Source organism: Sulfitobacter profundi (assembly GCF_042661425.1).
Classification (GTDB): Bacteria; Pseudomonadota; Alphaproteobacteria; order Rhodobacterales; family Rhodobacteraceae; genus Sulfitobacter; species Sulfitobacter profundi.
This window is the reverse complement of sequence record NZ_JBHSWA010000001.1, coordinates 1,231,197-1,249,496: the sequence shown is the minus strand read 5'-3', so window position 1 is coordinate 1,249,496 and position 18,300 is coordinate 1,231,197. Positions and strand designations below refer to the sequence as shown.

The following is an 18,300-nucleotide window of genomic DNA, read 5'->3' as shown; positions in this document are numbered from 1 at the left end:
AGGCCAGCCATGCCGCGTCTGACCGCGCGTTTCTGGGTCGACGCCTATCTCACCCGGCTGCGTTTGCAGGATATCCCGGCCTTTGTTGTGGCTCATGGCGATGACACGGGCGGCGCTGTGCTGGTGAAACTGGCGACGCTGGACGGCAAAGCAGTGCTGTTTCAACGCTCTTTTGATTTGATGACCGGCGACCGGAAGTGGATTGAGCTGGCTTCGGGTGACGAGGCCGAGGTTGACGCCACCGTCAGCCGCCAGCGCAGCTTTGACCCGGACCTCTGGGTGATCGAAGTCGAAGACCGGCAGGGCCGCCACCTGTTGGACAAACCGGGGCTCACCTGATGGAATGGCGCGATCAGGGCATCCTGCTGAGCGCGCGGCGACATGGCGAAACCTCTGCCATCATCGAAGTCTTCACCCCCGAACAGGGCCGCCATGCCGGGATCGTGCGCGGCGGCACCAGCCGCAAGATCGCCCCCAGCCTGCAGCCCGGCGCGCAGCTTGATCTGGCATGGCGCGCGCGGTTGGAGGACCATATCGGTGCCTTCACGGTCGAGCCTTTGCGCAGCCGTGCCGCGGTGGCCATGCAGGACCGTCTGGCGCTGGCGGGGTTGAACGCGGTGACCGCGCTTTTGTCCTTTTGTCTGCCCGAACGCGAGCCGCATCCGGCGCTCTACCGCCGCACCGAAGCGCTGCTTGATCTTCTGGGGCAGGGGGAGGTCTGGCCGCTGGCCTATCTGAAGTGGGAACTGCGTCTGTTGGAAGAGATGGGCTATGCGCTTGATCTTGAGGCCTGCGCGGTGACCGGGGTGACAGAGGGGCTGGCCTATGTCTCGCCCAAGTCGGGCCGTGCGGTCTCGGCCAAGGGCGCGGGGGAGTGGGCGGATCGTTTGCTGCCGCTGCCGGCTGTCCTGCGGGGCGGCACCGGGAGCGATGCGGAGATTGCGCAGGGGCTTGTTACAACGGGCCATTTCCTTGCCGCGCATCTGGCGCGCGATCTGGGCGGCAAGCCTCTGCCCGAAGCCCGTGCGCGCTTTGTCGATGCCTTTAGTCGGCGGCTTTGAAGACCAGCCGCGCGCCGCTGTCGTCCGACAGGATCAGCGTGTCGCCCAGCACATCCGAGATGGTCACCTCTCCTAAAGCGTTCAGAAACGCCGTCTCGGCTGCGATATCCGGGCAGGCGCGGCGCGTGGCGGCGATATGGCCCGCGTCGAACCAAGGGTAGGGCACCGTCATTGCGGCGCTATAGGCGTTGCAGGGGGCTTCTCCAGCGATCTTGCCGGTCTCAGGGAAGGTCAGCGTGGCGCGGGCGTCGAAGGGGGTGCCGTCCAACTCCACCAAGGTCCATGTCTTGTCGCCCGCCCCGTAGGCGCGGACGGTCTCATCCCCTTGGCATTGCGGTAGGGCACTGAGGGCGGCGAGGATCAAAAAGCTGCGCATGGGCTGTCCTTTGGGTTGAAACGCCGCCTATGTCCTCGACATCGGCAGCGCTTGCAACCCCGGCGCGTTAGCCCAGCAGCCGCCGCGCGATAACCTGCGCTTGGATCTCCGCCGCACCCTCAAAGATGTTGAGAATCCGCGCATCGCATAGCACCCGGCTGATCTTGTACTCCAGCGCGAACCCGTTGCCGCCGTGGATCTGCAGCCCGTTGTCCGCTGCCGCCCAAGCGACCCGCGCGCCGAGCAGTTTGGCCATGCCTGCCTCGACATCGCAGCGCCGTCCGGCGTCTTTTTCAAAGGCGCTGTAATAGGTCAACTGCCGGGCGATCATCAGTTCCACCGCCATCATCGCCAGCTTGCCCGACACGCGGGGGAAGTTGATCAGCGCCTTACCGAATTGCTTGCGGTCTTGGGCGTATTGCATCGAGATATCGAGCGCCGATTGCGCCACGCCGATGGCGCGGGCGGCGGTCTGGATGCGGGCGGATTCAAACGTCTCCATCAGTTGTTTGAAGCCCCGGCCCTCTTCGCCGCCGAGCAGGTTCTCGCCCTTCACCTCGAAACCGTCGAACGCCAGTTCGTATTCCTTCATCCCGCGGTAGCCGAGCACCTCAATCTCTCCGCCGGTCATGCCGGGGGTGGGGAAGGGGTTGGCATCATCGCCGGGGGTCTTTTCGGCCAAGAACATCGACAGGCCACGGTGGTCTGTGGTCTCAGAGTCGGTCCGCGCCAGCAGAGTCATCACATGGGTCCGCGCCGCATGGGTGATCCATGTCTTGTTGCCGGTCACCTTATAGTCGTCGCCGTCCTTCACCGCGCGGGTGCGCAGGCTGCCGAGGTCCGAGCCGGTGTTCGGCTCGGTGAAAACGGCCGTGGGCAAAGTCTCGGCGCTGGCGATGCGGGGCAGCCATTTCTCTTTCTGCGCGTCGGTGCCGCCGCAGAGGATCAGTTCCGCCGCGATTTCCGAGCGGGTGCCAAGCGAGCCAACACCGATGTAGCCGCGCGACAGTTCTTCGCTGACCACACACATCGACGCTTTGGTCAGGCCCAGACCGCCGTATTCTTCGGGAATGGTCAGGCCGAAAACACCCATTTCGGCCAGTTCTTCGATCACCTCAATGGGGATCAATTCGTCTTTCAGATGCCAGTCATGGGCGAAGGGCTCGACCTTTTCGACCGCGTAGCGGCGGAACTGGTCGCGGATCATTTCAAGCTCTTCATCAAGCCCGCTGACGCCAAAGGTCACATCGGCGCTGCGCTCCTGCATCAGCTCCACCAGACGGCTGCGCGGGGCTTGGGTGTTGCCGCCGCGGGTCAGGGTGGTGATCGACGGCGCGTCGAGCGTGGCCTCATCCTCAGCGCTCAGCCCCAAATCTTGCAGGCGCAGTATCTCGCCTTGGTTCATCTGGATGCCGCCGCGCATCTGGCAAAGGTATTCGCCAAAGCCGATCTGGTGCAGCAGTTGCTCAACCTCGCCAAAGCGCCCGTCATCCTGCAGCCGTTCGGCCCAAAGCTGCATCTGTCGCAGCGCTTGGACATAGGTGGCGAGCCATGCGAGCCCGTGGGCGGCGGTCTGGTTGGCCTCGATCAGCTTGGCCGAGACGCGCCCCCTCGCTCACCTGCGCGCGGACGGCGGCGATGGCGGTTTCCAGCAGCCGATCCAACGGCGGCAGCGTCGCGCCGGTGAGCCCGATCAGATCGTCGAGAATTACGCTATGCATCGTCATATCCTGACCATCATGTGCCATGAGCTGTCCTTTCTTGCTTGGGGAAGACATAGACCTTTCGCAGTCGCAGCACAACAAAGATACGTTTTGCTGCAGCATTTTGTTTTAATATTGCGTGCTCATTTTTGACGTGCGGCTGCCCGAGGGGGTGCTATGTAGCGGTATGGACAGTATTTTCCCCTTTCTCACTCCGTTCGAATTCTATGCTGCACTTGCAATCGGCCTCTGTGGCGGGTTCGTGAAGGGCGTTGTTGGTTTTGCTCTGCCGCTCGTGCTGATTTCTGGTCTCACGACCTTTATGGCGCCCGAATTGGCGCTGGCGGGGCTGATTCTGCCGACGGTGCTGGCCAATGCGTTCCAAGCGCTGCGGCAGGGGCCGCAGGCGGCGCTGCGTTCGATCCGGTTGTTCTGGGTTTTCTTGGTTTGCGGCGGCGTGATGCTGGTGCTCTCCGCGCAGATGGTGCGGCTGGTGCCCGCCACCGTGATGCTCTTGATGATCGGGGTGCCGGTGGTGCTGTTCGCGCTGCTGCAACTGTCCAAGCATAAATTCCACCTGCCGCAGCGCTCGGCTAAGGTTGAGGCGCTGGTGGGCGGTTTTGCCGGGGCCGTCGGAGGGATTTCGGGCATTTGGGGGCCGCCCACGGTGGCCTATCTCACCGCGCTCGGAACCGAGAAACATGACCAGATGCGATCCAAGGTGTGATCTACGGGCTGGGCGCTGTGGCGCTATTGGCGGCGCATATCGGGTCAGGAGTGCTGAATGCGCAGACATGGCCGTTTTCCGCGCTGTTGATCCTGCCGGTAATGCTGGGCGTCTGGCTGGGCAGCAAGGTGATGGACCGGGTGGACCCGGTGCTGTTCCGCAAGATGACGTTGCTGGTGCTGATGGTGGCGGGGTTGAACCTGATCCGACGGGCGATCTCTTAAGCGGGTCCAGAAATAAGCGTGCAGCACGACCAGCTATCATCAGCCTATCCCAATGGGTTGGCGATTTGGCAAGGTTTGGCCTTCGCTAGGCAGTGCACATCATGGGCGCGGCATAGTGGCAAGAGGCGAGACAGATCAGCGACCAGTAGGCAGGGGGTGGTCTAAAGATTTTGATCGCAAAGCATCGTTTGCCATGGTCAAATCGTGCGTATCATTTGTATAGGCAGTTGCGCTAGCGCTCTCATCGCTTCTTCGAAGCGACTGCCGCGCGACGCCTTTTGCTTTGCAAAAGGCTTGGTGGAGCCTAGCGGGATCGAACCGCTGACCTCCTGCATGCCATGCAGGCGCTCTCCCAGCTGAGCTAAGGCCCCATCGTGGATCATTTGATCCGGGTCGTTCTGTGCCGCTAATTAGGCGCTGGCGGAGGCGGGATCAAGCGGAAAATTGACCCCGCCGCCGATTAATTAGTCCTCGTCGTCCGAGGCCACATCGGCCAGATCGTCGAGCGGAACTGTATCGTCATCATCGTCTTCGTCATCAAGGATGTCGTCGTCCAGATCCACGTCGACCGAGTCATCGTCATCGACCAGCGATTCGTCGTTCGCCTTGTCGCCCTTCTTGGCTTTGGCTGTGACCGCATCCTCGGCATCCGCCGCGATCATGCGCGACTTGGAGTTGTCGACCTCGACCTCTTCGCCCGTGTAGGGGCTGATGATCGGATTCTTATTGAGGTCATAGAAGCGCTTGCCCGTAGTGGGGCACAGGCGCTTGGTTCCCCATTCTTCGTTGGGCATGAAACACCCCTTTATAATATTGCTGTTGCGTGTAGATGATTCCGGCCAAGTGCCATATGAGGGGGCACTGTCAAAGGCTTTGGCCTCTATCTAGGGACGTTGCTCCGGTAATGAAAGACCCTGTGCTGCCCGGCAACCCGCCGATTCCGCTGATCCTGCGCCGTTCGGCGCGCGCGCGACGCATCTCATTGCGGATCTCGCAGCTGGACGGGCGGGTCACCCTGACCATGCCCAAACGTCTGGCTGAGCGTGAGGCTTTGGCCTTTGCCGAAACCAAACAGGACTGGATTCGCCAACATCTCGCCGCGCGGGGCGAGGATGTGATCGTGGCGCCGGGGGCTGAGGTGCCGGTGGGCGGCAAGGTGCTGCGGGTGCGCGGCGGGCAGGGGCGTGAGATGCAAGGGAGGGGCGTGCGGATCGGCCCCGAAGAAATCTTCGTGCCCGGCCCGGAGGAGAGCATCGGCAAACGTCTTGCGGCGCATCTGCGCGAAGTGGCCCGCGACCGCCTCGCCGGGGCCTGTGACGACTATGCCGCCCTGCTGGGCAGGCCCTATGCCCGGATCACCCTGCGCGACACGCGCTCACGCTGGGGGTCTTGCACCAGTGATGGCGGACTGATGTTCTCGTGGCGGCTGATCATGACCCCGCCCGAGGTGCTGGACTATGTCGCCGCCCATGAGGTCGCGCATCTGGCGCAGATGAACCACTCGCCCGCCTTCTGGGCCGAGGTCACGCGGATATACGGTGATTATCAGGCCCCCGCCAATGGCTGCGCGACCATGGCGGCAGGCTGCATCGCTACCGGTTCTAGGCAAGGGTCGCAAAGCGCGCTTTCAGCAGCGCTTCGGCATATTCATCCTCGGCCGTGCTGTCGTGCACCACGCCACCACCGACATTCAGCCGCAACCGCCCATCCGCGTGGCAGGTCGCCGTGCGGATCGCCACGTTGAACTGCATGGCCCCCGTGGGGGCGATCCAGCCCACCGCGCCGCAATAGGCATCGCGCGGCGCGGGTTCTAGCGCGCGCAGGATCTGCATGGCGCGAATTTTCGGCGCGCCGGTGATAGAGCCACAGGGGAAAAGCGCGTGGAAGAGCTCGGCCAGCCGCTTGCCCGGCAAGACCTGCGCCGTGATCCGCGAGGTCATCTGGTGCAGGGTCTCATAGGTTTCGATCTCGAACAGTTTCGGCACTTCGACACTGCCCACTTCGGCAATCCGGCTGATGTCATTGCGCAGCAGGTCCACGATCATCAGGTTCTCGGCCATGTTCTTTTCCGAGGCAGCAAGATCGGCGCGCAGCTTGGCGTCTTCATGGGCGTCCCGCCCCCGCCGCGCGGTGCCCTTCATCGGGCGCGCGGTCAGGTGTCCGTCCGCGGTCAGCGCAAAGAACAACTCGGGCGAGCGTGACAGCAGGACCGGGCCGCCAAGATCGACGAAGGCCCCATGTTCCACCCTCTGGCGCTGCCGCAGCCGGGCATAGAGGGCGGCAGGCGTGCCGCTATAACGCCCCTCCATCCCAAAGGTCAGATTGGCCTGATAGATATCCCCGGCTGTGATGAAGTCCTGCACCTGCGCAAACGCGGCCTCATACTCGGCAAAGTCCCAATCCGGCGTTAGGGCAGACAGGCTCGCATCCCCAGTTGCGTCGTCGAAACGGTGCGGTTCAGGCGCATCAAACACCCCGAAACGCAGCAGGGGCAGCCCGCGCTCCGCAGGCATCAGATCGCGCAGCTTACCAGAGCCGAGGTAGCCCAGCTCGTAACTCGCATAGCCAGCAAGCCATGCGCCTCCCGCCTGCGCCGCCTCAAGGGCTGCGAAGGCCGCGGGCACCTCTGCGGGGGTCTGGGCACTGATGATCCGCTGGGGCGCATGAAAACCCGTGCCGCTTCCCAGCGGGCCAGTGTCAAAGAGGACGCAAGGGCCAGCCATGCCGCGCCTTAAAAGTCCGCAGGCACGCGCATGTCGCGCAGCGGGCGGACGATATCGATGGATTCTTGATAGATCGGGTGCGCCTTATAGGCGGCAAGTGCCTCCGCATCGGGGAATTCGGCATAGACGACCACATCCACATCGCCCGAAAGCGCATCGACACGGGTGTTTTCGCAGATCTCGAAGGTAGTCGAATGCGGGATGTCGGCCAGTTTCCAAAGCCCGGCCACGATCGCAGGCAAGTCTTTGGGGTCTTTGGCCGAGAAAAAGACCACGTGACGGATGAAGTTTCGTTTGGTCAAGGCGCGTCTCCTTTGGCGGTTTTATCCCCGATAAATCGCCGCAGGGCCCGGGACAACGGGTGATCGTGCTCAGCGCCGCAAAATGCCGCGCTTGACGGGTGGCTCGTTTGTGATCACAACCGCATCATGAACCTCAGCCCCCGCCCTGTCGAGGCCACACCGCTGGCCCATGATCGTGTCTACCGCCGCCTGCGCGCGCGGATCATGCACGGCGATCTGCCGCCCGGTCACGCGCTGACCCTGCGCGGCATCGGTAAGGAATATGAGGTCTCTATGACGCCTGCGCGCGAAGCCGTGCGGCGTTTGGCGGCCGAAGGCGCGCTGACGATGTCTGCCTCAGGGCGCATCTCCACGCCCGAACTCAGCAATGAACGGATTGAGGAATTGGCCGCCCTCCGCGCGCTTTTGGAGGTCGAACTCGCGTCACGCGCCTTGCCGCGGGCGCATATGGCGCTGATCGAGCGGATGCAGACCATTAACACCAATATCGCCGAGGCCGTAGCGCACCGCGATGCGGTCAGCTACATCCGCACCAACCTCGAATTCCACCGCACGCTTTATCTGCGCGCCCAAGCACCCGCCATGCTCGCCATGGCGGAAACAGTTTGGCTGCAACTGGGCCCCACCATGCGCGCGCTCTATGGCCGCCTGCGCCGGACCGAGCCACCGCATTTCCATCGGTTGATCATCGCCGCCCTGCGCGCCGGGGATGAACCGGGGCTGCGACTGGCGGTGCGCTCTGATGTCACCCAAGGTTTGCGGATGCTGGCCAGTTAACTGCTGGCCCCATGCTCAGCTCGCCGCGCCCTCTTTTGGCGGCGCGACAGGCTCGACCATCCAATGCGTGCCGGTTGATAAAATACAGCTCATGCCATCAGCCCTGCTTATCAACACGGTAAAGCTGCCGCTTTCAGCGGAGGCAAAGACTTCGATCAGCGCGTTGGGGTTTTGCAGGCCCCGCGCCGAAAGGGTCTCGCCATAGTCGGTTTCCAATTGCGCGGCGAGCGCCGCGCGCGGGGCGCAGGCCAGAGCCTGAGCCCAAGCCGGTGGCCCGGTGCAGGCCATACCAAAGAGCAGGGCGGCGGTGAGAATACGTTTATACATGACAGGCTCCCTTGTGCTGTGATCAACAAGGGCATCCGGCGGCACAGGGGTGTCGCAGACGCCCTGTAGTATAAATATCGGCTGCGTTGAGGCCGTTTGCAAATCACACCGGGTCACATATGCGGCGCTTGACAGGTGCGCGGCAGAGGCGCATCTACGCTTCATGGAACAGACCTGCTTCACAACAGTCTATTATCCCCGCTCCTAACCGGCGCGGCACCTATTCCCATATCCACAAGCCGCCACAGCGCGGCTTTGCTTGTCTCCCTGTGGCGATCACAGAAAGAGACGACATGCCCCCCATTCGACCCGCCCAAAAATCCGACCTCCCAATGGTCCTCGATCTGGCCCACGCGCTGGCCGCCTACCACGGCGACACCGCCACACTCACGCTTGCGGCGCTGGAACGGGACTGCCTTGGCCCCACGCCTTGGCTGACACTCTTGGTCGCCGAAGGCGTGACCGGCCTGCATGGCTATGCGGCGCTCTGCCCGCAGATGCAGTTGCAATTCGGCGCAAGGGGATGGACCTCCACCACCTCTTTGTCTGCGACACCGCCCGCGGGCGCGGCATCGGCAAAGCACTGGTGGAGGCAGCACTGGAGCACGCCAAGGCGCAGGGCTGCAGCTATGTAACCGTAGGCACAGATACAAAAAACCGGCGCGCGCAGGGGTTCTACCGCGCCGCCGGTTTCGATCGAATCACGCCTGATCCGCGTTTTCGGCGGCGGCTGGCCTAGGCCGCCAGCCCTTTGCGGCCCATCTCAAGGAACTTGGTCCGGCGCTCTTTGACCAAAGTCTTGCCGTCCTTGCCGTCGAGTTCCTTGAGCATGGCTTCGATCGACTTGCCCACTGCGTTGATCGACTCTTCGGCATGACGATGCGCGCCGCCCATCGGTTCGGGAATGATCCGGTCAATGACACCAAGGGTCTTAAGCTCATTCGCCGTCAAACGCATCTGCTCAGCCGCTTCGCGCATCTTCTCGCTGTCTTTCCACAGGATCGACGCACAGCCTTCGGGCGTGATCACCGAATAAACCGAATGCTCCAGCATCGCGACACTGTTCGCCGTGGCAAAAGCCACCGCCCCGCCAGAGCCGCCTTCGCCGACGATCACGCTGATCAGGGGCACACCAATCTGCAGGCATTTTTCCGTCGAGCGGGCAATCGCCTCAGACTGGCCACGCTCCTCAGCGCCCTTGCCGGGATAGGCACCGGGCGTATCGACGATGGTCACAACCGGCAGATTAAATTTATCCGCCAATTCCATCAGCCGGACCGCTTTGCGATAGCCCTCAGGTCGCGCCATGCCGAAATTGCGCTCGATCCGGCTCTTGGTGTCATTGCCTTTCTCATGGCCAATCACCACCACCGGCGTATCGTTAAACCGCGCCAGCCCGCCCATGACGGCCAGATCATCGGCAAAATTGCGGTCGCCGGCCAGCGGCGTGAATTCCGTAAAAAGCGCCTCGATATAGTCTTTGCAATGGGGCCGCTCTGGATGACGCGCCACCTGACATTTGCGCCATGGCGTCAATGAGCCATAAAGGTCTTCGAGCATCCCCGCCGCTTTTTTGTCCAGCGCGCGGGCCTCATCGGTGATGTCCATCTCTTCGTTGGACCGGGCCAATGCCCGCAGCTCTTCCGCCTTGCCTTCGATCTCGGCCAGCGGTTTTTCGAAATCCAAATATTGGGTCATTGCATGCTCCGGCTTGTTGCCCTGTTATATGGAGCGCAACGCGCCGGTTTGCAACGCGGGTTTGACAGGCAGGCAGGCGCAGACCCTAACCTCTTCATCCTTTTTCAAATACCCGCGGGGGTCCGGGGGCAGCGCCCCCGGCGGTCTGCCACAGGCGCTCAGCCCCCGGCGATCATCTCGGACTGGCGCACAATCACCTCGGCCTGTTTGATGCTGGCGATATCCACCAGACGCCCCTTATAGACCGTCGCCCCTTCGCCCTTCGCCTTGGCTTCTTCCATCGCCGCGAGAATCTCCCGCGCCTCGGCCACGGCCTCCTCGGAGGGCGTGAAAACCTCGTTGCTCAGCGCGACCTGTTTGGGGTGGATCGCCCATTTGCCCACCATCCCCAATGTCGCCGACCGCCGCGCCTGCGCGCGGAAACCCTCGTCATCCGAAAAATCGCCAAAGGGCCCGTCGACAGGCAGCACGCCATGGGTGCGGCAGGCGGCGACGATGGCGGCCTGCGCCCAGTGCCATGGGTCGGACCAATGCTTTTGCTCACCGCGCTGCATATAGTAGTTTTCCTGCGTGCCACCGATGCCGGTGGTCTGCATCCCCATTGAGGCCGCGAAATCGGCAGCCCCCAGCGACATCGCTTGCAGGCGAGGCGAAGCGGCAGCGATCTCTTCCACATGGGCGATGCCCGCCGCGGATCGATGATCACCTCAAAGCTAATTTTCTTCTCGCGGCCCATGGCGGTCTCGACAGCGGTCGCGAGCGCGTCAACAGCATAGACATCCGCCGCGCAGCCAACTTTGGGGATCATGATCTGATCGAGACGCGGCCCCGCCTGTTCCAGCAGATCGACGACGTCGCGATACCAATAGGGCGTGTCCAACCCGTTGATCCGGACCGAAAGCGTCTTTTTACCCCAGTCGATCTCCGAAATCGCCTTGATGATATTTTCGCGGGCGCTGTCTTTGTCCGACGGCGCGACGCTGTCCTCAAGGTCGAGGTTAATCACATCCGCATCTGAGGCTGCCATTTTCTCAAAGATCGCCGGGCGGGAACCGGGGCCAAACAGCTGGCAGCGGTTCGGACGGGCAGGGGCGGCAGGCTGAATGCGAAAGCTCATGGGGCACCTATGGGTAATAATGTTTCATTAGGGTTCGCTATTCTGGTATGAAATTGCGCCGCCAATCGCAAGGAGATTTCGCACTCGCAGCATTTCGTCCGTTTTGCAGCCGGTAAAGCGTGACGCACGATTTTTGCGCGGTGAACGGTAATTTGCCGGAATTGCAGCGCAAATTTGCGCTATCACGTCGACAACGCCACGCACTTGCGTATTCTCGCGCGCAATATGCGGACAAAATCAATGCCGGAGACTTGCCATGATCAAAACCCCTTATCTGCTGTTTTTGGGCGACGCGCCTGACTCTCTGTCCGCCAAGGTCGCCCAAGGCATCAAAGACTGGCGGCCCGACAACGCTGTGGGCCAATTCCGCATGGAAGGCTGCAAGGCCGATCTCGGCCTGCAAGACATGACGCTGGCCGAAGCGCGCGAGGCAGGGGCCGAGACTTTGGTCATCGGCGTCGCCAACCGTGGCGGTAAAATCAGCGCGGCTTGGAAAGAAGTGCTGATCGAGGCGCTGAACATGGGTTTCGACATCGCCTCGGGCCTGCATAATTTGCTGCGCAACGAAGCCGATCTGGTCGCCGCCGCCAAGGCGAGCGGCACCACATTGCATGACGTGCGCGTGCCCAGCGTCGAATATCCCATTGCAGACGGCAAGAAACGCAGCGGCAAGCGGGTCTTGGCCGTGGGCACCGATTGCTCGGTCGGAAAGATGTACACGGCTTTGGCGCTGGACGAGGCGATGCGCGAAAAGGGCATGAAAAGCACCTTCCGCGCCACCGGCCAGACCGGCATCCTGATCACTGGCGAAGGCGTGCCGCTGGATGCCGTGATCGCCGATTTCATGGCCGGGTCGGTGGAATATCTCACGCCCGACAATGATGACGACCATTGGGATATCATCGAAGGGCAGGGCAGCCTGTTCCATGTCTCCTACTCAGGCGTGACCATGGCGCTGATCCACGGCGGCCAACCCGATGCGCTGATCCTCTGCCATGAGCCAACCCGGACCCATATGCGCGGCCTGCCGGAATACAGCTTGCCCAGCATGGAAGCGGTCCGCGACGTGGCGCTGACACTGGCCCATGTGGCGAACTCCGCCTGCAAGGTCGTCGGCATTTCGATCAACACCTACCACATGTCCGAAGCCGAGGCGGATGCCTATCTGGCCGAGGTCGAAGAGCGTCTTGGCCTGCCTGCGGTCGATCCCTTCCGCCAAGGGGCGGCGCGACTGGCCGATGCGCTGGCCGCGCTATGACCATGCAGATCGACGTTACCGCTGATACGTTCAAACTGGCGCAGGTCTTTACCATCAGCCGTGGTTCGCGGACCGAGGCCAAGGTTCTGACCGTGCGCATCACCGATGGTGGCGTGACCGGCTGGGGCGAATGCGTGCCCTACGCGCGCTACGACGAAACGCTCGAATCGGTCACGGCTGAGATCAACGGCCTGCCCGGCGATATCACCCGTGCCGCACTTTATGATCTGCTGCCCGCCGGGGCGGCCCGCAACGCTGTCGACTGCGCGCTGTGGGATCTGGAAGCCAAACGCGCGGGCAAGCGCGTTTGGGAACTGGCCGGGCTGACGGCCCCGGGGCCGGAAGTCACGGCCTATACCTTGTCACTGGACGCGCCCGAGGCGATGCGCGCGCAGGCCGCGAAACACAGCCATCGGCCCCTGCTCAAGATCAAGCTCGGCACGCCTGATGACATGCCCCGGCTCGAAGCCGTGCGCGCAGGTGCGCCCGATGCCACCATCATCATCGACGCCAATGAGGGCTGGTCGGCAGAGGTCTACGCCGACCTTGCGCCCCATCTGGTGCGCCTTGGCGTGGCATTGGTCGAACAACCCTTGCCCGCGGGCGAAGACGACGCGCTTTTGGGCATGGACCGCCCGGTGCCCGTCTGCGCGGATGAGAGCTGCCATGACCGCGCCAGCCTGCCCGGCCTCAAGGGCAAATACGATGTGGTGAACATCAAGCTCGACAAGACCGGTGGCCTGACCGAAGCGCTGGCGCTGCGCGATGCGGCGCGGGCCGAAGGGTTCGACGTGATGGTCGGCTGCATGGTCGGATCGTCGCTGGCGATGGCTCCGGCAACGCTGGTCGCCCAAGGCGCGAAGGTCGTGGACCTTGACGGCCCGCTGCTTCTGGCCGAAGACCGCGACAATGCTTTGAAATTCGACGGCGCGGGCGTGCATCCCCCGTGGCCGCGCTCTGGGGGTGACCATGCGAACTGTCTATGTAAACGGCGAATACCTGCCCGAGGATCAGGCAAAGATCTCGATCTTTGACCGGGGGTTTCTGATGGCCGATGGGGTCTATGAGGTGACGAGCGTGCTGGATGGCAAGCTGATCGCTTTTGATGGCCATGCCGAACGGTTGACCCGCTCGATGAACGAGCTCGACATGCGCGCGCCTGCCACCACTGAAGAGCTGTTGGAAATTCACCGCGAATTGGTGCGCCTGAACGACATCAAAGACGGACTGATTTACCTTCAGGTCACGCGCGGGTCGGATGGCGACCGCGATTTCGCCTTCCCCGATCCCGACACCACCGCGCCGTCGCTGGTGCTGTTCACCCAGTCGAAACCGGGCCTTGCTGACAACCCTGCCGCCCGTGATGGCATCCGCGTCATCAGCATCGAAGACATCCGCTGGGGCCGTCGCGACATCAAAACGGTGCAGCTTCTCTACCCATCGATGGGTAAGATGATGGCCAAGAAAGCCGGTGTCGAAGACGCGTGGATGGTCGAAGACGGTTTCGTCACCGAAGGCACCTCGAACAACGCCTATATCGTGATAGACGGCAAGATCGTCACGCGCGAGACCTCTAGCGATATCCTGCATGGCATCACCCGCAAGGCGGTGCTGGAACTGGCCCGTGAAGCGCAGATGCAGGTGGAAGAGCGTAACTTTACCATCGAAGAGGCGCAGCAGGCGGATGAGGCGTTTGTGACCTCGGCCAGTGCTTTCGTGACCCCCGTGGTTGAGATTGACGGCGCCAAGATCGGCAGCGGCACGCCGGGCAAATTGGCGCCCCGTCTGCGGGAAATCTATCTCGAAGAGATGCGCAAAACCGCGATCTGACGCTCAGAACCGCGATAAAACCAGCCCCGCCGCCACCAGCGCGGCGGCGGCGATGCGGGTGGGGGTGATGGCCTGTACCGTTAGGCCCAAAAGCCCCGTCGCATCAATCACCAGCGCCGCGCTCAACTGGCCGAGGATCAGCGCCGAGATCACCGTCAGCGCGCCCAGCGTCGGGATCGCCCAAAGCACCGACCAGACGTAGAACGCCCCCAGCACACCACCCAGCAGCAAGACCGGCGAAGCCGAAGCCGCGCGGGGCAGGGCGCCCAACTCTCCGCGCAGCAGCAGCACCGCCAGCAGGATCGCGAAACCCACGCCAAAAGATACCGCCGCTGCAGCGACTCCGCTGCCGATGTTGCGGCCCAAGGCGGCGTTGATCGGGGTCTGCAGGGCGACAGCCGCGCCCGCGATGGCCACGACGATAAGGGCGAGGATTGGGGTGTTCATGATGCCTCCGGCTTTGGCTTGGCCCAGCATGGGACTTGCCCGGTCGGACGCAAGGGCTTTCGCAGGTCTGACCATCGCGGATAGTGTGGCGCAAAGTGAGGAGGCCATGATGCGCAACGAGATTGACCGGGCAGAGATGGAAGCCGCCGTGGGGTGCGAACTGGGCGTCTCACCATGGTTCATGATGGATCAGGCGCGGATCGACGCCTTTGCCGATGTGACCGAAGATCACCAGTTCATCCATGTTGATCCAGTGCGCGCGGCGGAAACGGATTTCGGCGGCACCGTGGCGCATGGGATGCTGACCCTGTCGATGATGTCAGGCATGGCTTACGGCGCGCTGCCGGTGATGGCGGGGGCGAAGGCCTCGATCAACTACGGGTTCGATAGCGTGCGTTTTGTCGCAGCAGTGCATTCGGGCAAGCGTATCCGGGGGCGGTTTATTCTGGCCGAGGCGCAGACGCGGGGGCGGGGCAATCTGATGACCCGCTTCGCCGCGACGGTTGAGATTGAGGGGGCAGAGCGCCCGGCGGTGAAGGCCGATTGGCTGGTGCTCTACATGTTTTGAGCGGCCCCCTTCGGGGCGGTGGGGGCCGAAGCTCAGCGATGCAGGCGAAAAGGGCAGGCATGGGGGCACCGAAAAGAAAGCCCCGAATACCTGCCCCATTGGCGGTTTCACTCACGCCGCGCCGGTGGTGAGTGTTTCGCGATCATGGTCAATGCTATCATTTGACGGTGTATTGTTTCGGCTCGACGGGTTGTTCAGCCTTTGCCGACATTCTCTTCAAACGCCGTCTTGAACGCCTCTTTCTGGCTGTCTTTCGCTTCGGTCTGATAGTTGGCTTTCCATGCGTCCATGGTCATCCCGTAGAAAAGCTCGCGCGCCTCGTCCTTGCCCATGTCGATGCCGCGCTCGTTAGCGGCCTCCTGATACCAACGCGACAGGCAGTTGCGGCAAAATCCGGCGAGGTTCATCATGTCGATGTTCTGCACATCGGTCCGGTCTTCCATCAGGTGTTTCTGCAACCGGCGAAAGGCGGCGGCTTGCAGTTCGATCTCTTGTTGGCTGGGCATGACAGCTTCCTTCTCATATCACTGGACGGAACCGCGAGGGGCCGTCATTCTGATGAAACCTTTGACAGGCACTCATGGGGGCGCTAGGCCACCGGATAGGCGATGTTATCGTTAACATTCGCTTTGGGGACATAGGATATGAAGGAACAGATATGAGACGTTTGCGCAATGTAAAGATCGTGGCCACACTCGGGCCAGCCTCCGAAACCCGAGAGGTGATCGCGGCATTGCACAACGCCGGTGCAGATGTTTTCCGGCTCAACATGAGCCACGGCAGCCATGAAGAGATCCGCGAAAAGCACCGTATCATCCGCGAGATCGAAAAAGAGACCGGCGGCGCGATCGGCATTTTGGCTGACCTTCAGGGGCCGAAGCTGCGCGTGGGCGTTTTCGAGGGCGACGGGCCGACCTTGGAAGAAGGGGCATCCTTCCGGCTTGATCTTGATGAGGCGCCGGGCGATGCGGCCCGTGTTTGCCTGCCCCATCCCGAAATTTTCGCAGCCCTTGAGCCGGGCGCGAGCTTGTTGGTCAATGACGGTAAAATCCGTCTGAAGGTGCGCGACTGTGGCCCTGATTTTGCCGATTGCGAAGTCGTGACGGGCGGTGTGATCTCGAACCGCAAGGGCGTGAACGTGCCCGACGTGCTGCTGCCCTTGGCCGCCCTGTCCGAGAAGGACCGCGCTGATCTGGAGTTCGTCTGCGAGTTGGGTGTCGACTGGCTCGCCCTCAGCTTTGTCCAGCGGCCCGAGGATGTGACCGAGGCGCGCGATCTGGTCAAAGGCCGGGCGGCGATCCTGTCGAAAATCGAAAAGCCCGCGGCGGTGGAGCGTTTCGAGGCGATCTTGGATGTCAGCGATGGCATCATGGTGGCGCGCGGCGATCTGGGCGTGGAACTGCCCGTGCAGAACGTGCCGCCGATCCAGAAGCGTCTGGTGCGCAAATGCCGGGCGGCGGCCAAGCCGGTGATCGTGGCGACTCAGATGCTCGAATCGATGATCGAAAGCCCGATGCCGACCCGCGCCGAAGTGTCGGACGTGGCCACGGCGATCTATGAAGGCGCGGATGCGGTGATGCTGAGTGCGGAATCAGCCGCCGGGGATTACCCGCTGGAGGCCGTGGCGACGATGGATAACGTCGCCCAAGAGGTCGAGGCCGATCCGACCTATACGCAGATCATCGATCTTCGCGCACGGCGGACCGTACCACCGTGGCCGACGGGATCGTCGCCGCCGCGCGTGAGATTGCCGAGACGACGGACATCAAGGCGATCTGCTGTTTCACCCAATCGGGCACCACCGCGCTGCTGACCGCGCGCGAACGCCCCCGCGTACCGATCATCGCGCTGTCGCCACTGGTCAATACCGCGCGCCGTCTGGCGCTGAGCTGGGGCACGAATTGCATCATCACCGATGGGCATGACCGGTTCAAACTGGCCGTCCTCAGCGCCGCGCGGGCGGCATTGTCAGAGGGCTACGCCGGGCCGGAGGATCATATCGTGGTGACAGCCGGTGTGCCTTTCAACGTGCCGGGCAGCACCAATATTCTGCGCGTGGCGCCCTGTGACGAACGTTTGATTTACGCCTCCGATCCGGAGTAGCCTTCCTCAACAAGGGGGATGTTGCGTGTGAACTCTGACTTGGCAATGGTGGTCGGCATCGTTCTGGCGGTGCTGTCGATCCCTTCGATCCTCTCTGCGGTGACCGACCGTCGGTCGCCGCGCGCCTCGGCCATCACGATCTTAATTGCTGCCGGGCTGATCGTCTTTGCCCTGCAGAAAAATCCGGGGCGCTATTCCTTCGAGACGCTGCCGGATGTCTTCGTTTCCGTGGCGGCGGACCTGTTGCCTTAAGCGCGTCCACAGCGCTGCTCAAAACCTCTTGCATCCTTGCCCGAGCGCGCCTATACGGCGCATCTTAGCCTGCACGACCGGCCTCAAGTGGCATGCCGAGTCGTGTTTATACCGAACTCAAAAGACGGAGACGGAAATGCCCAAGATGAAGACGAAATCGAGCGCCAAAAAGCGCTTTAAGGTCTCGGCGACTGGTAAGGTCATCGGCAGCCAAGCTGGCAAACAGCACGGTATGATCAAGCGGACCAACAAGTTCATCCGTAACGCACGCGGCACGACAACACTGTCCGAGCCCGATGCAAAGATCATCAAGGGCTTCATGCCCTACGCCCGCTGATATAGGAGTACCGAGATGTCCCGAGTTAAAGGTGGTACAGTCACCCACGCGCGTCACAAGAAGATCATCAAAGCCGCAAAAGGCTATTATGGTCGGCGCAAGAACGTCTTCAAGGTCGCCACACAGGCGGTCGACAAGGCCAACCAATATGCAACCCGTGACCGCAAGAACCGCAAGCGCAACTTCCGCGCGCTGTGGATCCAGCGGATCAACGCCGCCGTGCGCAGCCACGACGAAGCGCTGACATACAGCCGCTTCATCAACGGTCTGTCGCTGGCCGGCATCGAAGTGGACCGTAAGGTTCTGGCCGATCTGGCCGTGCATGAGCCCGAAGCCTTTGGCGCGATCGTCAAACAGGCGCAGGACGCACTGGCAGCCTAAGCTGACCTTGCATTGAGTTTTAGAGAGCCCCGCCCCACGGCGGGGCTTTTTGCGTTTGGGCAGACGCAGAAGGACCGAAGGGGATCCTC

The 18,300-nt window shown here is 62.4% G+C and carries 18 protein-coding genes, 1 tRNA gene and 6 pseudogenes; 14 read left to right on the top strand and 11 right to left on the bottom strand.

What is annotated here, in order from left to right:
• Nucleotides 1-9: 9 nt before the first annotated feature.
• Both ACFQAU_RS06630 and recO read left to right on the top strand, forming a co-directional pair.
• Nucleotides 10-339, top strand: a complete 330-nt coding sequence (locus ACFQAU_RS06630) for a DUF1491 family protein (RefSeq protein ID WP_132443810.1) — start codon at nucleotides 10-12, stop codon at nucleotides 337-339.
• Nucleotides 339-1,061, top strand: coding sequence for a DNA repair protein RecO (gene recO, locus ACFQAU_RS06625; protein ID WP_120351963.1), 723 nt, complete (start codon nucleotides 339-341; stop codon nucleotides 1,059-1,061). The genes ACFQAU_RS06630 and recO overlap by 1 nt, the downstream gene beginning before the upstream one ends.
• On the opposite strand, the gene ACFQAU_RS06620 is transcribed toward recO, so the two are convergent.
• Nucleotides 1,045-1,437, bottom strand: a complete 393-nt coding sequence (locus tag ACFQAU_RS06620; protein ID WP_120351962.1) for an META domain-containing protein — start codon at nucleotides 1,435-1,437, stop codon at nucleotides 1,045-1,047. The genes recO and ACFQAU_RS06620 overlap by 17 nt on opposite strands.
• Nucleotides 1,438-1,504: 67 nt before the next feature.
• Nucleotides 1,505-3,185, bottom strand: a pseudogene (locus ACFQAU_RS06615) (acyl-CoA dehydrogenase family protein).
• Nucleotides 3,186-3,327: 142 nt separating this feature from the next.
• Here ACFQAU_RS06615 and ACFQAU_RS06610 point away from each other — a divergent pair.
• Nucleotides 3,328-4,091 (top strand): annotated as a pseudogene (locus ACFQAU_RS06610) (sulfite exporter TauE/SafE family protein).
• Nucleotides 4,092-4,386: 295 nt separating this feature from the next.
• On the opposite strand, the gene ACFQAU_RS06605 reads toward ACFQAU_RS06610, so the two are convergent.
• Both ACFQAU_RS06605 and ACFQAU_RS06600 read right to left on the bottom strand, forming a co-directional pair.
• A tRNA-Ala gene (locus ACFQAU_RS06605) sits at nucleotides 4,387-4,462 on the bottom strand.
• A gap of 93 nt (nucleotides 4,463-4,555) precedes the next feature.
• Nucleotides 4,556-4,885, bottom strand: a complete 330-nt coding sequence (locus ACFQAU_RS06600) for a TIGR02300 family protein (protein ID WP_120351960.1) — start codon at nucleotides 4,883-4,885, stop codon at nucleotides 4,556-4,558.
• A 110-nt stretch (nucleotides 4,886-4,995) separates the two neighbouring features.
• Here ACFQAU_RS06600 and ACFQAU_RS06595 point away from each other — a divergent pair.
• Nucleotides 4,996-5,696: pseudogene (locus ACFQAU_RS06595) on the top strand (M48 family metallopeptidase).
• Here ACFQAU_RS06595 and ACFQAU_RS06590 read toward each other — a convergent pair.
• Complete coding sequence (locus tag ACFQAU_RS06590) at nucleotides 5,693-6,814, bottom strand: aminodeoxychorismate synthase component I (RefSeq protein WP_132443806.1); 1,122 nt, start codon at nucleotides 6,812-6,814, stop codon at nucleotides 5,693-5,695. The pseudogene ACFQAU_RS06595 and the gene ACFQAU_RS06590 sit on opposite strands and share 4 nt — an antisense overlap.
• Nucleotides 6,815-6,822: 8 nt before the next feature.
• A complete protein-coding gene (locus tag ACFQAU_RS06585; RefSeq protein WP_132443805.1) occupies nucleotides 6,823-7,116 on the bottom strand; it encodes a Dabb family protein in 294 nt (97 codons plus the stop codon).
• A 126-nt stretch (nucleotides 7,117-7,242) separates the two neighbouring features.
• Here ACFQAU_RS06585 and ACFQAU_RS06580 point away from each other — a divergent pair, with 126 nt between their 5' ends.
• Nucleotides 7,243-7,893 (top strand): GntR family transcriptional regulator, encoded by a 651-nt coding sequence (locus tag ACFQAU_RS06580; RefSeq protein ID WP_067624773.1) that lies wholly within the window; start codon nucleotides 7,243-7,245, stop codon nucleotides 7,891-7,893.
• Between the two features lie 15 nt (nucleotides 7,894-7,908).
• On the opposite strand, the gene ACFQAU_RS06575 is transcribed toward ACFQAU_RS06580, so the two are convergent.
• Nucleotides 7,909-8,220 (bottom strand): hypothetical protein, encoded by a 312-nt coding sequence (locus tag ACFQAU_RS06575; RefSeq protein ID WP_132443804.1) that lies wholly within the window; start codon nucleotides 8,218-8,220, stop codon nucleotides 7,909-7,911.
• A 523-nt stretch (nucleotides 8,221-8,743) separates the two neighbouring features.
• On the opposite strand from ACFQAU_RS06575, the gene ACFQAU_RS06570 reads away from it, so the two are divergent.
• A complete protein-coding gene (locus ACFQAU_RS06570) occupies nucleotides 8,744-8,959 on the top strand; it encodes a GNAT family N-acetyltransferase (protein ID WP_386281298.1) in 216 nt (71 codons plus the stop codon).
• Here the strand turns inward: ACFQAU_RS06570 and ACFQAU_RS06565 are convergent.
• Both ACFQAU_RS06565 and ACFQAU_RS06560 read right to left on the bottom strand, forming a co-directional pair.
• Nucleotides 8,956-9,918: an acetyl-CoA carboxylase carboxyltransferase subunit alpha gene (locus tag ACFQAU_RS06565; RefSeq protein ID WP_132443802.1), complete on the bottom strand. Its 963-nt coding sequence runs from the start codon at nucleotides 9,916-9,918 to the stop codon at nucleotides 8,956-8,958. The genes ACFQAU_RS06570 and ACFQAU_RS06565 overlap by 4 nt on opposite strands.
• A gap of 158 nt (nucleotides 9,919-10,076) precedes the next feature.
• Nucleotides 10,077-11,035 (bottom strand): annotated as a pseudogene (locus tag ACFQAU_RS06560) (L-malyl-CoA/beta-methylmalyl-CoA lyase).
• 256 nt (nucleotides 11,036-11,291) lie between these two features.
• Here ACFQAU_RS06560 and dgcN point away from each other — a divergent pair.
• From dgcN to ACFQAU_RS06545, 3 genes and pseudogenes are all read left to right on the top strand, one after another.
• Complete coding sequence (dgcN, locus tag ACFQAU_RS06555; protein WP_132443801.1) at nucleotides 11,292-12,293, top strand: N-acetyltransferase DgcN; 1,002 nt, start codon at nucleotides 11,292-11,294, stop codon at nucleotides 12,291-12,293.
• 2 nt (nucleotides 12,294-12,295) lie between these two features.
• Nucleotides 12,296-13,260, top strand: a pseudogene (dgcA, locus tag ACFQAU_RS06550) (N-acetyl-D-Glu racemase DgcA).
• A gap of 2 nt (nucleotides 13,261-13,262) precedes the next feature.
• On the top strand, nucleotides 13,263-14,123 hold the full coding sequence (locus ACFQAU_RS06545) for a D-amino-acid transaminase (RefSeq protein ID WP_132443800.1): 861 nt from the start codon (nucleotides 13,263-13,265) through the stop codon (nucleotides 14,121-14,123).
• Between the two features lie 3 nt (nucleotides 14,124-14,126).
• Here ACFQAU_RS06545 and ACFQAU_RS06540 read toward each other — a convergent pair whose 3' ends face one another.
• Nucleotides 14,127-14,570: a DMT family transporter gene (locus ACFQAU_RS06540; RefSeq protein ID WP_132443799.1), complete on the bottom strand. Its 444-nt coding sequence runs from the start codon at nucleotides 14,568-14,570 to the stop codon at nucleotides 14,127-14,129.
• Here ACFQAU_RS06540 and ACFQAU_RS06535 point away from each other — a divergent pair.
• Nucleotides 14,569-15,138 carry a MaoC family dehydratase gene (locus tag ACFQAU_RS06535; RefSeq protein ID WP_346504527.1) on the top strand — a complete coding sequence of 190 codons (570 nt, stop codon included), beginning with the start codon at nucleotides 14,569-14,571 and terminating at the stop codon, nucleotides 15,136-15,138. The two genes, ACFQAU_RS06540 and ACFQAU_RS06535, sit on opposite strands and share 2 nt — an antisense overlap.
• A gap of 194 nt (nucleotides 15,139-15,332) precedes the next feature.
• On the opposite strand, the gene ACFQAU_RS06530 is transcribed toward ACFQAU_RS06535, so the two are convergent.
• Complete coding sequence (locus tag ACFQAU_RS06530) at nucleotides 15,333-15,644, bottom strand: DUF1244 domain-containing protein (RefSeq protein ID WP_132443798.1); 312 nt, start codon at nucleotides 15,642-15,644, stop codon at nucleotides 15,333-15,335.
• 152 nt (nucleotides 15,645-15,796) lie between these two features.
• Here ACFQAU_RS06530 and pyk point away from each other — a divergent pair.
• The 4 genes and pseudogenes from pyk (at nucleotide 15,797) to rplT (ending at nucleotide 18,211) form a co-directional block, all read left to right on the top strand.
• Nucleotides 15,797-17,241, top strand: a pseudogene (gene pyk / locus ACFQAU_RS06525) (pyruvate kinase).
• Nucleotides 17,242-17,268: 27 nt separating this feature from the next.
• Nucleotides 17,269-17,493: a hypothetical protein gene (locus tag ACFQAU_RS06520; RefSeq protein WP_067624919.1), complete on the top strand. Its 225-nt coding sequence runs from the start codon at nucleotides 17,269-17,271 to the stop codon at nucleotides 17,491-17,493.
• A gap of 136 nt (nucleotides 17,494-17,629) precedes the next feature.
• Complete coding sequence (gene rpmI, locus ACFQAU_RS06515) at nucleotides 17,630-17,830, top strand: 50S ribosomal protein L35 (RefSeq protein WP_007118125.1); 201 nt, start codon at nucleotides 17,630-17,632, stop codon at nucleotides 17,828-17,830.
• A 15-nt stretch (nucleotides 17,831-17,845) separates the two neighbouring features.
• On the top strand, nucleotides 17,846-18,211 hold the full coding sequence (gene rplT, locus ACFQAU_RS06510; protein ID WP_007118124.1) for a 50S ribosomal protein L20: 366 nt from the start codon (nucleotides 17,846-17,848) through the stop codon (nucleotides 18,209-18,211).
• Nucleotides 18,212-18,300 lie beyond the last annotated feature (89 nt).

Coding starts and splice junctions, on each gene's coding strand:
- ACFQAU_RS06630 (WP_132443810.1), top strand. CDS start 10: ATGCCGCGTCTGACCGCGCGTTTCTGGGTCGACGCCTATCTCACCCGG.
- recO (WP_120351963.1), top strand. CDS start 339: ATGGAATGGCGCGATCAGGGCATCCTGCTGAGCGCGCGGCGACATGGC.
- ACFQAU_RS06620 (WP_120351962.1), bottom strand. CDS start 1,437: ATGCGCAGCTTTTTGATCCTCGCCGCCCTCAGTGCCCTACCGCAATGC.
- ACFQAU_RS06600 (WP_120351960.1), bottom strand. CDS start 4,885: ATGCCCAACGAAGAATGGGGAACCAAGCGCCTGTGCCCCACTACGGGC.
- ACFQAU_RS06590 (WP_132443806.1), bottom strand. CDS start 6,814: ATGGCTGGCCCTTGCGTCCTCTTTGACACTGGCCCGCTGGGAAGCGGC.
- ACFQAU_RS06580 (WP_067624773.1), top strand. CDS start 7,243: ATGAACCTCAGCCCCCGCCCTGTCGAGGCCACACCGCTGGCCCATGAT.
- ACFQAU_RS06575 (WP_132443804.1), bottom strand. CDS start 8,220: ATGTATAAACGTATTCTCACCGCCGCCCTGCTCTTTGGTATGGCCTGC.
- ACFQAU_RS06570 (WP_386281298.1), top strand. CDS start 8,744: ATGGACCTCCACCACCTCTTTGTCTGCGACACCGCCCGCGGGCGCGGC.
- ACFQAU_RS06565 (WP_132443802.1), bottom strand. CDS start 9,918: ATGACCCAATATTTGGATTTCGAAAAACCGCTGGCCGAGATCGAAGGC.
- dgcN (WP_132443801.1), top strand. CDS start 11,292: ATGATCAAAACCCCTTATCTGCTGTTTTTGGGCGACGCGCCTGACTCT.
- ACFQAU_RS06545 (WP_132443800.1), top strand. CDS start 13,263: ATGCGAACTGTCTATGTAAACGGCGAATACCTGCCCGAGGATCAGGCA.
- ACFQAU_RS06535 (WP_346504527.1), top strand. CDS start 14,569: ATGATGCCTCCGGCTTTGGCTTGGCCCAGCATGGGACTTGCCCGGTCG.
- ACFQAU_RS06540 (WP_132443799.1), bottom strand. CDS start 14,570: ATGAACACCCCAATCCTCGCCCTTATCGTCGTGGCCATCGCGGGCGCG.
- ACFQAU_RS06530 (WP_132443798.1), bottom strand. CDS start 15,644: ATGCCCAGCCAACAAGAGATCGAACTGCAAGCCGCCGCCTTTCGCCGG.
- rpmI (WP_007118125.1), top strand. CDS start 17,630: ATGCCCAAGATGAAGACGAAATCGAGCGCCAAAAAGCGCTTTAAGGTC.
- rplT (WP_007118124.1), top strand. CDS start 17,846: ATGTCCCGAGTTAAAGGTGGTACAGTCACCCACGCGCGTCACAAGAAG.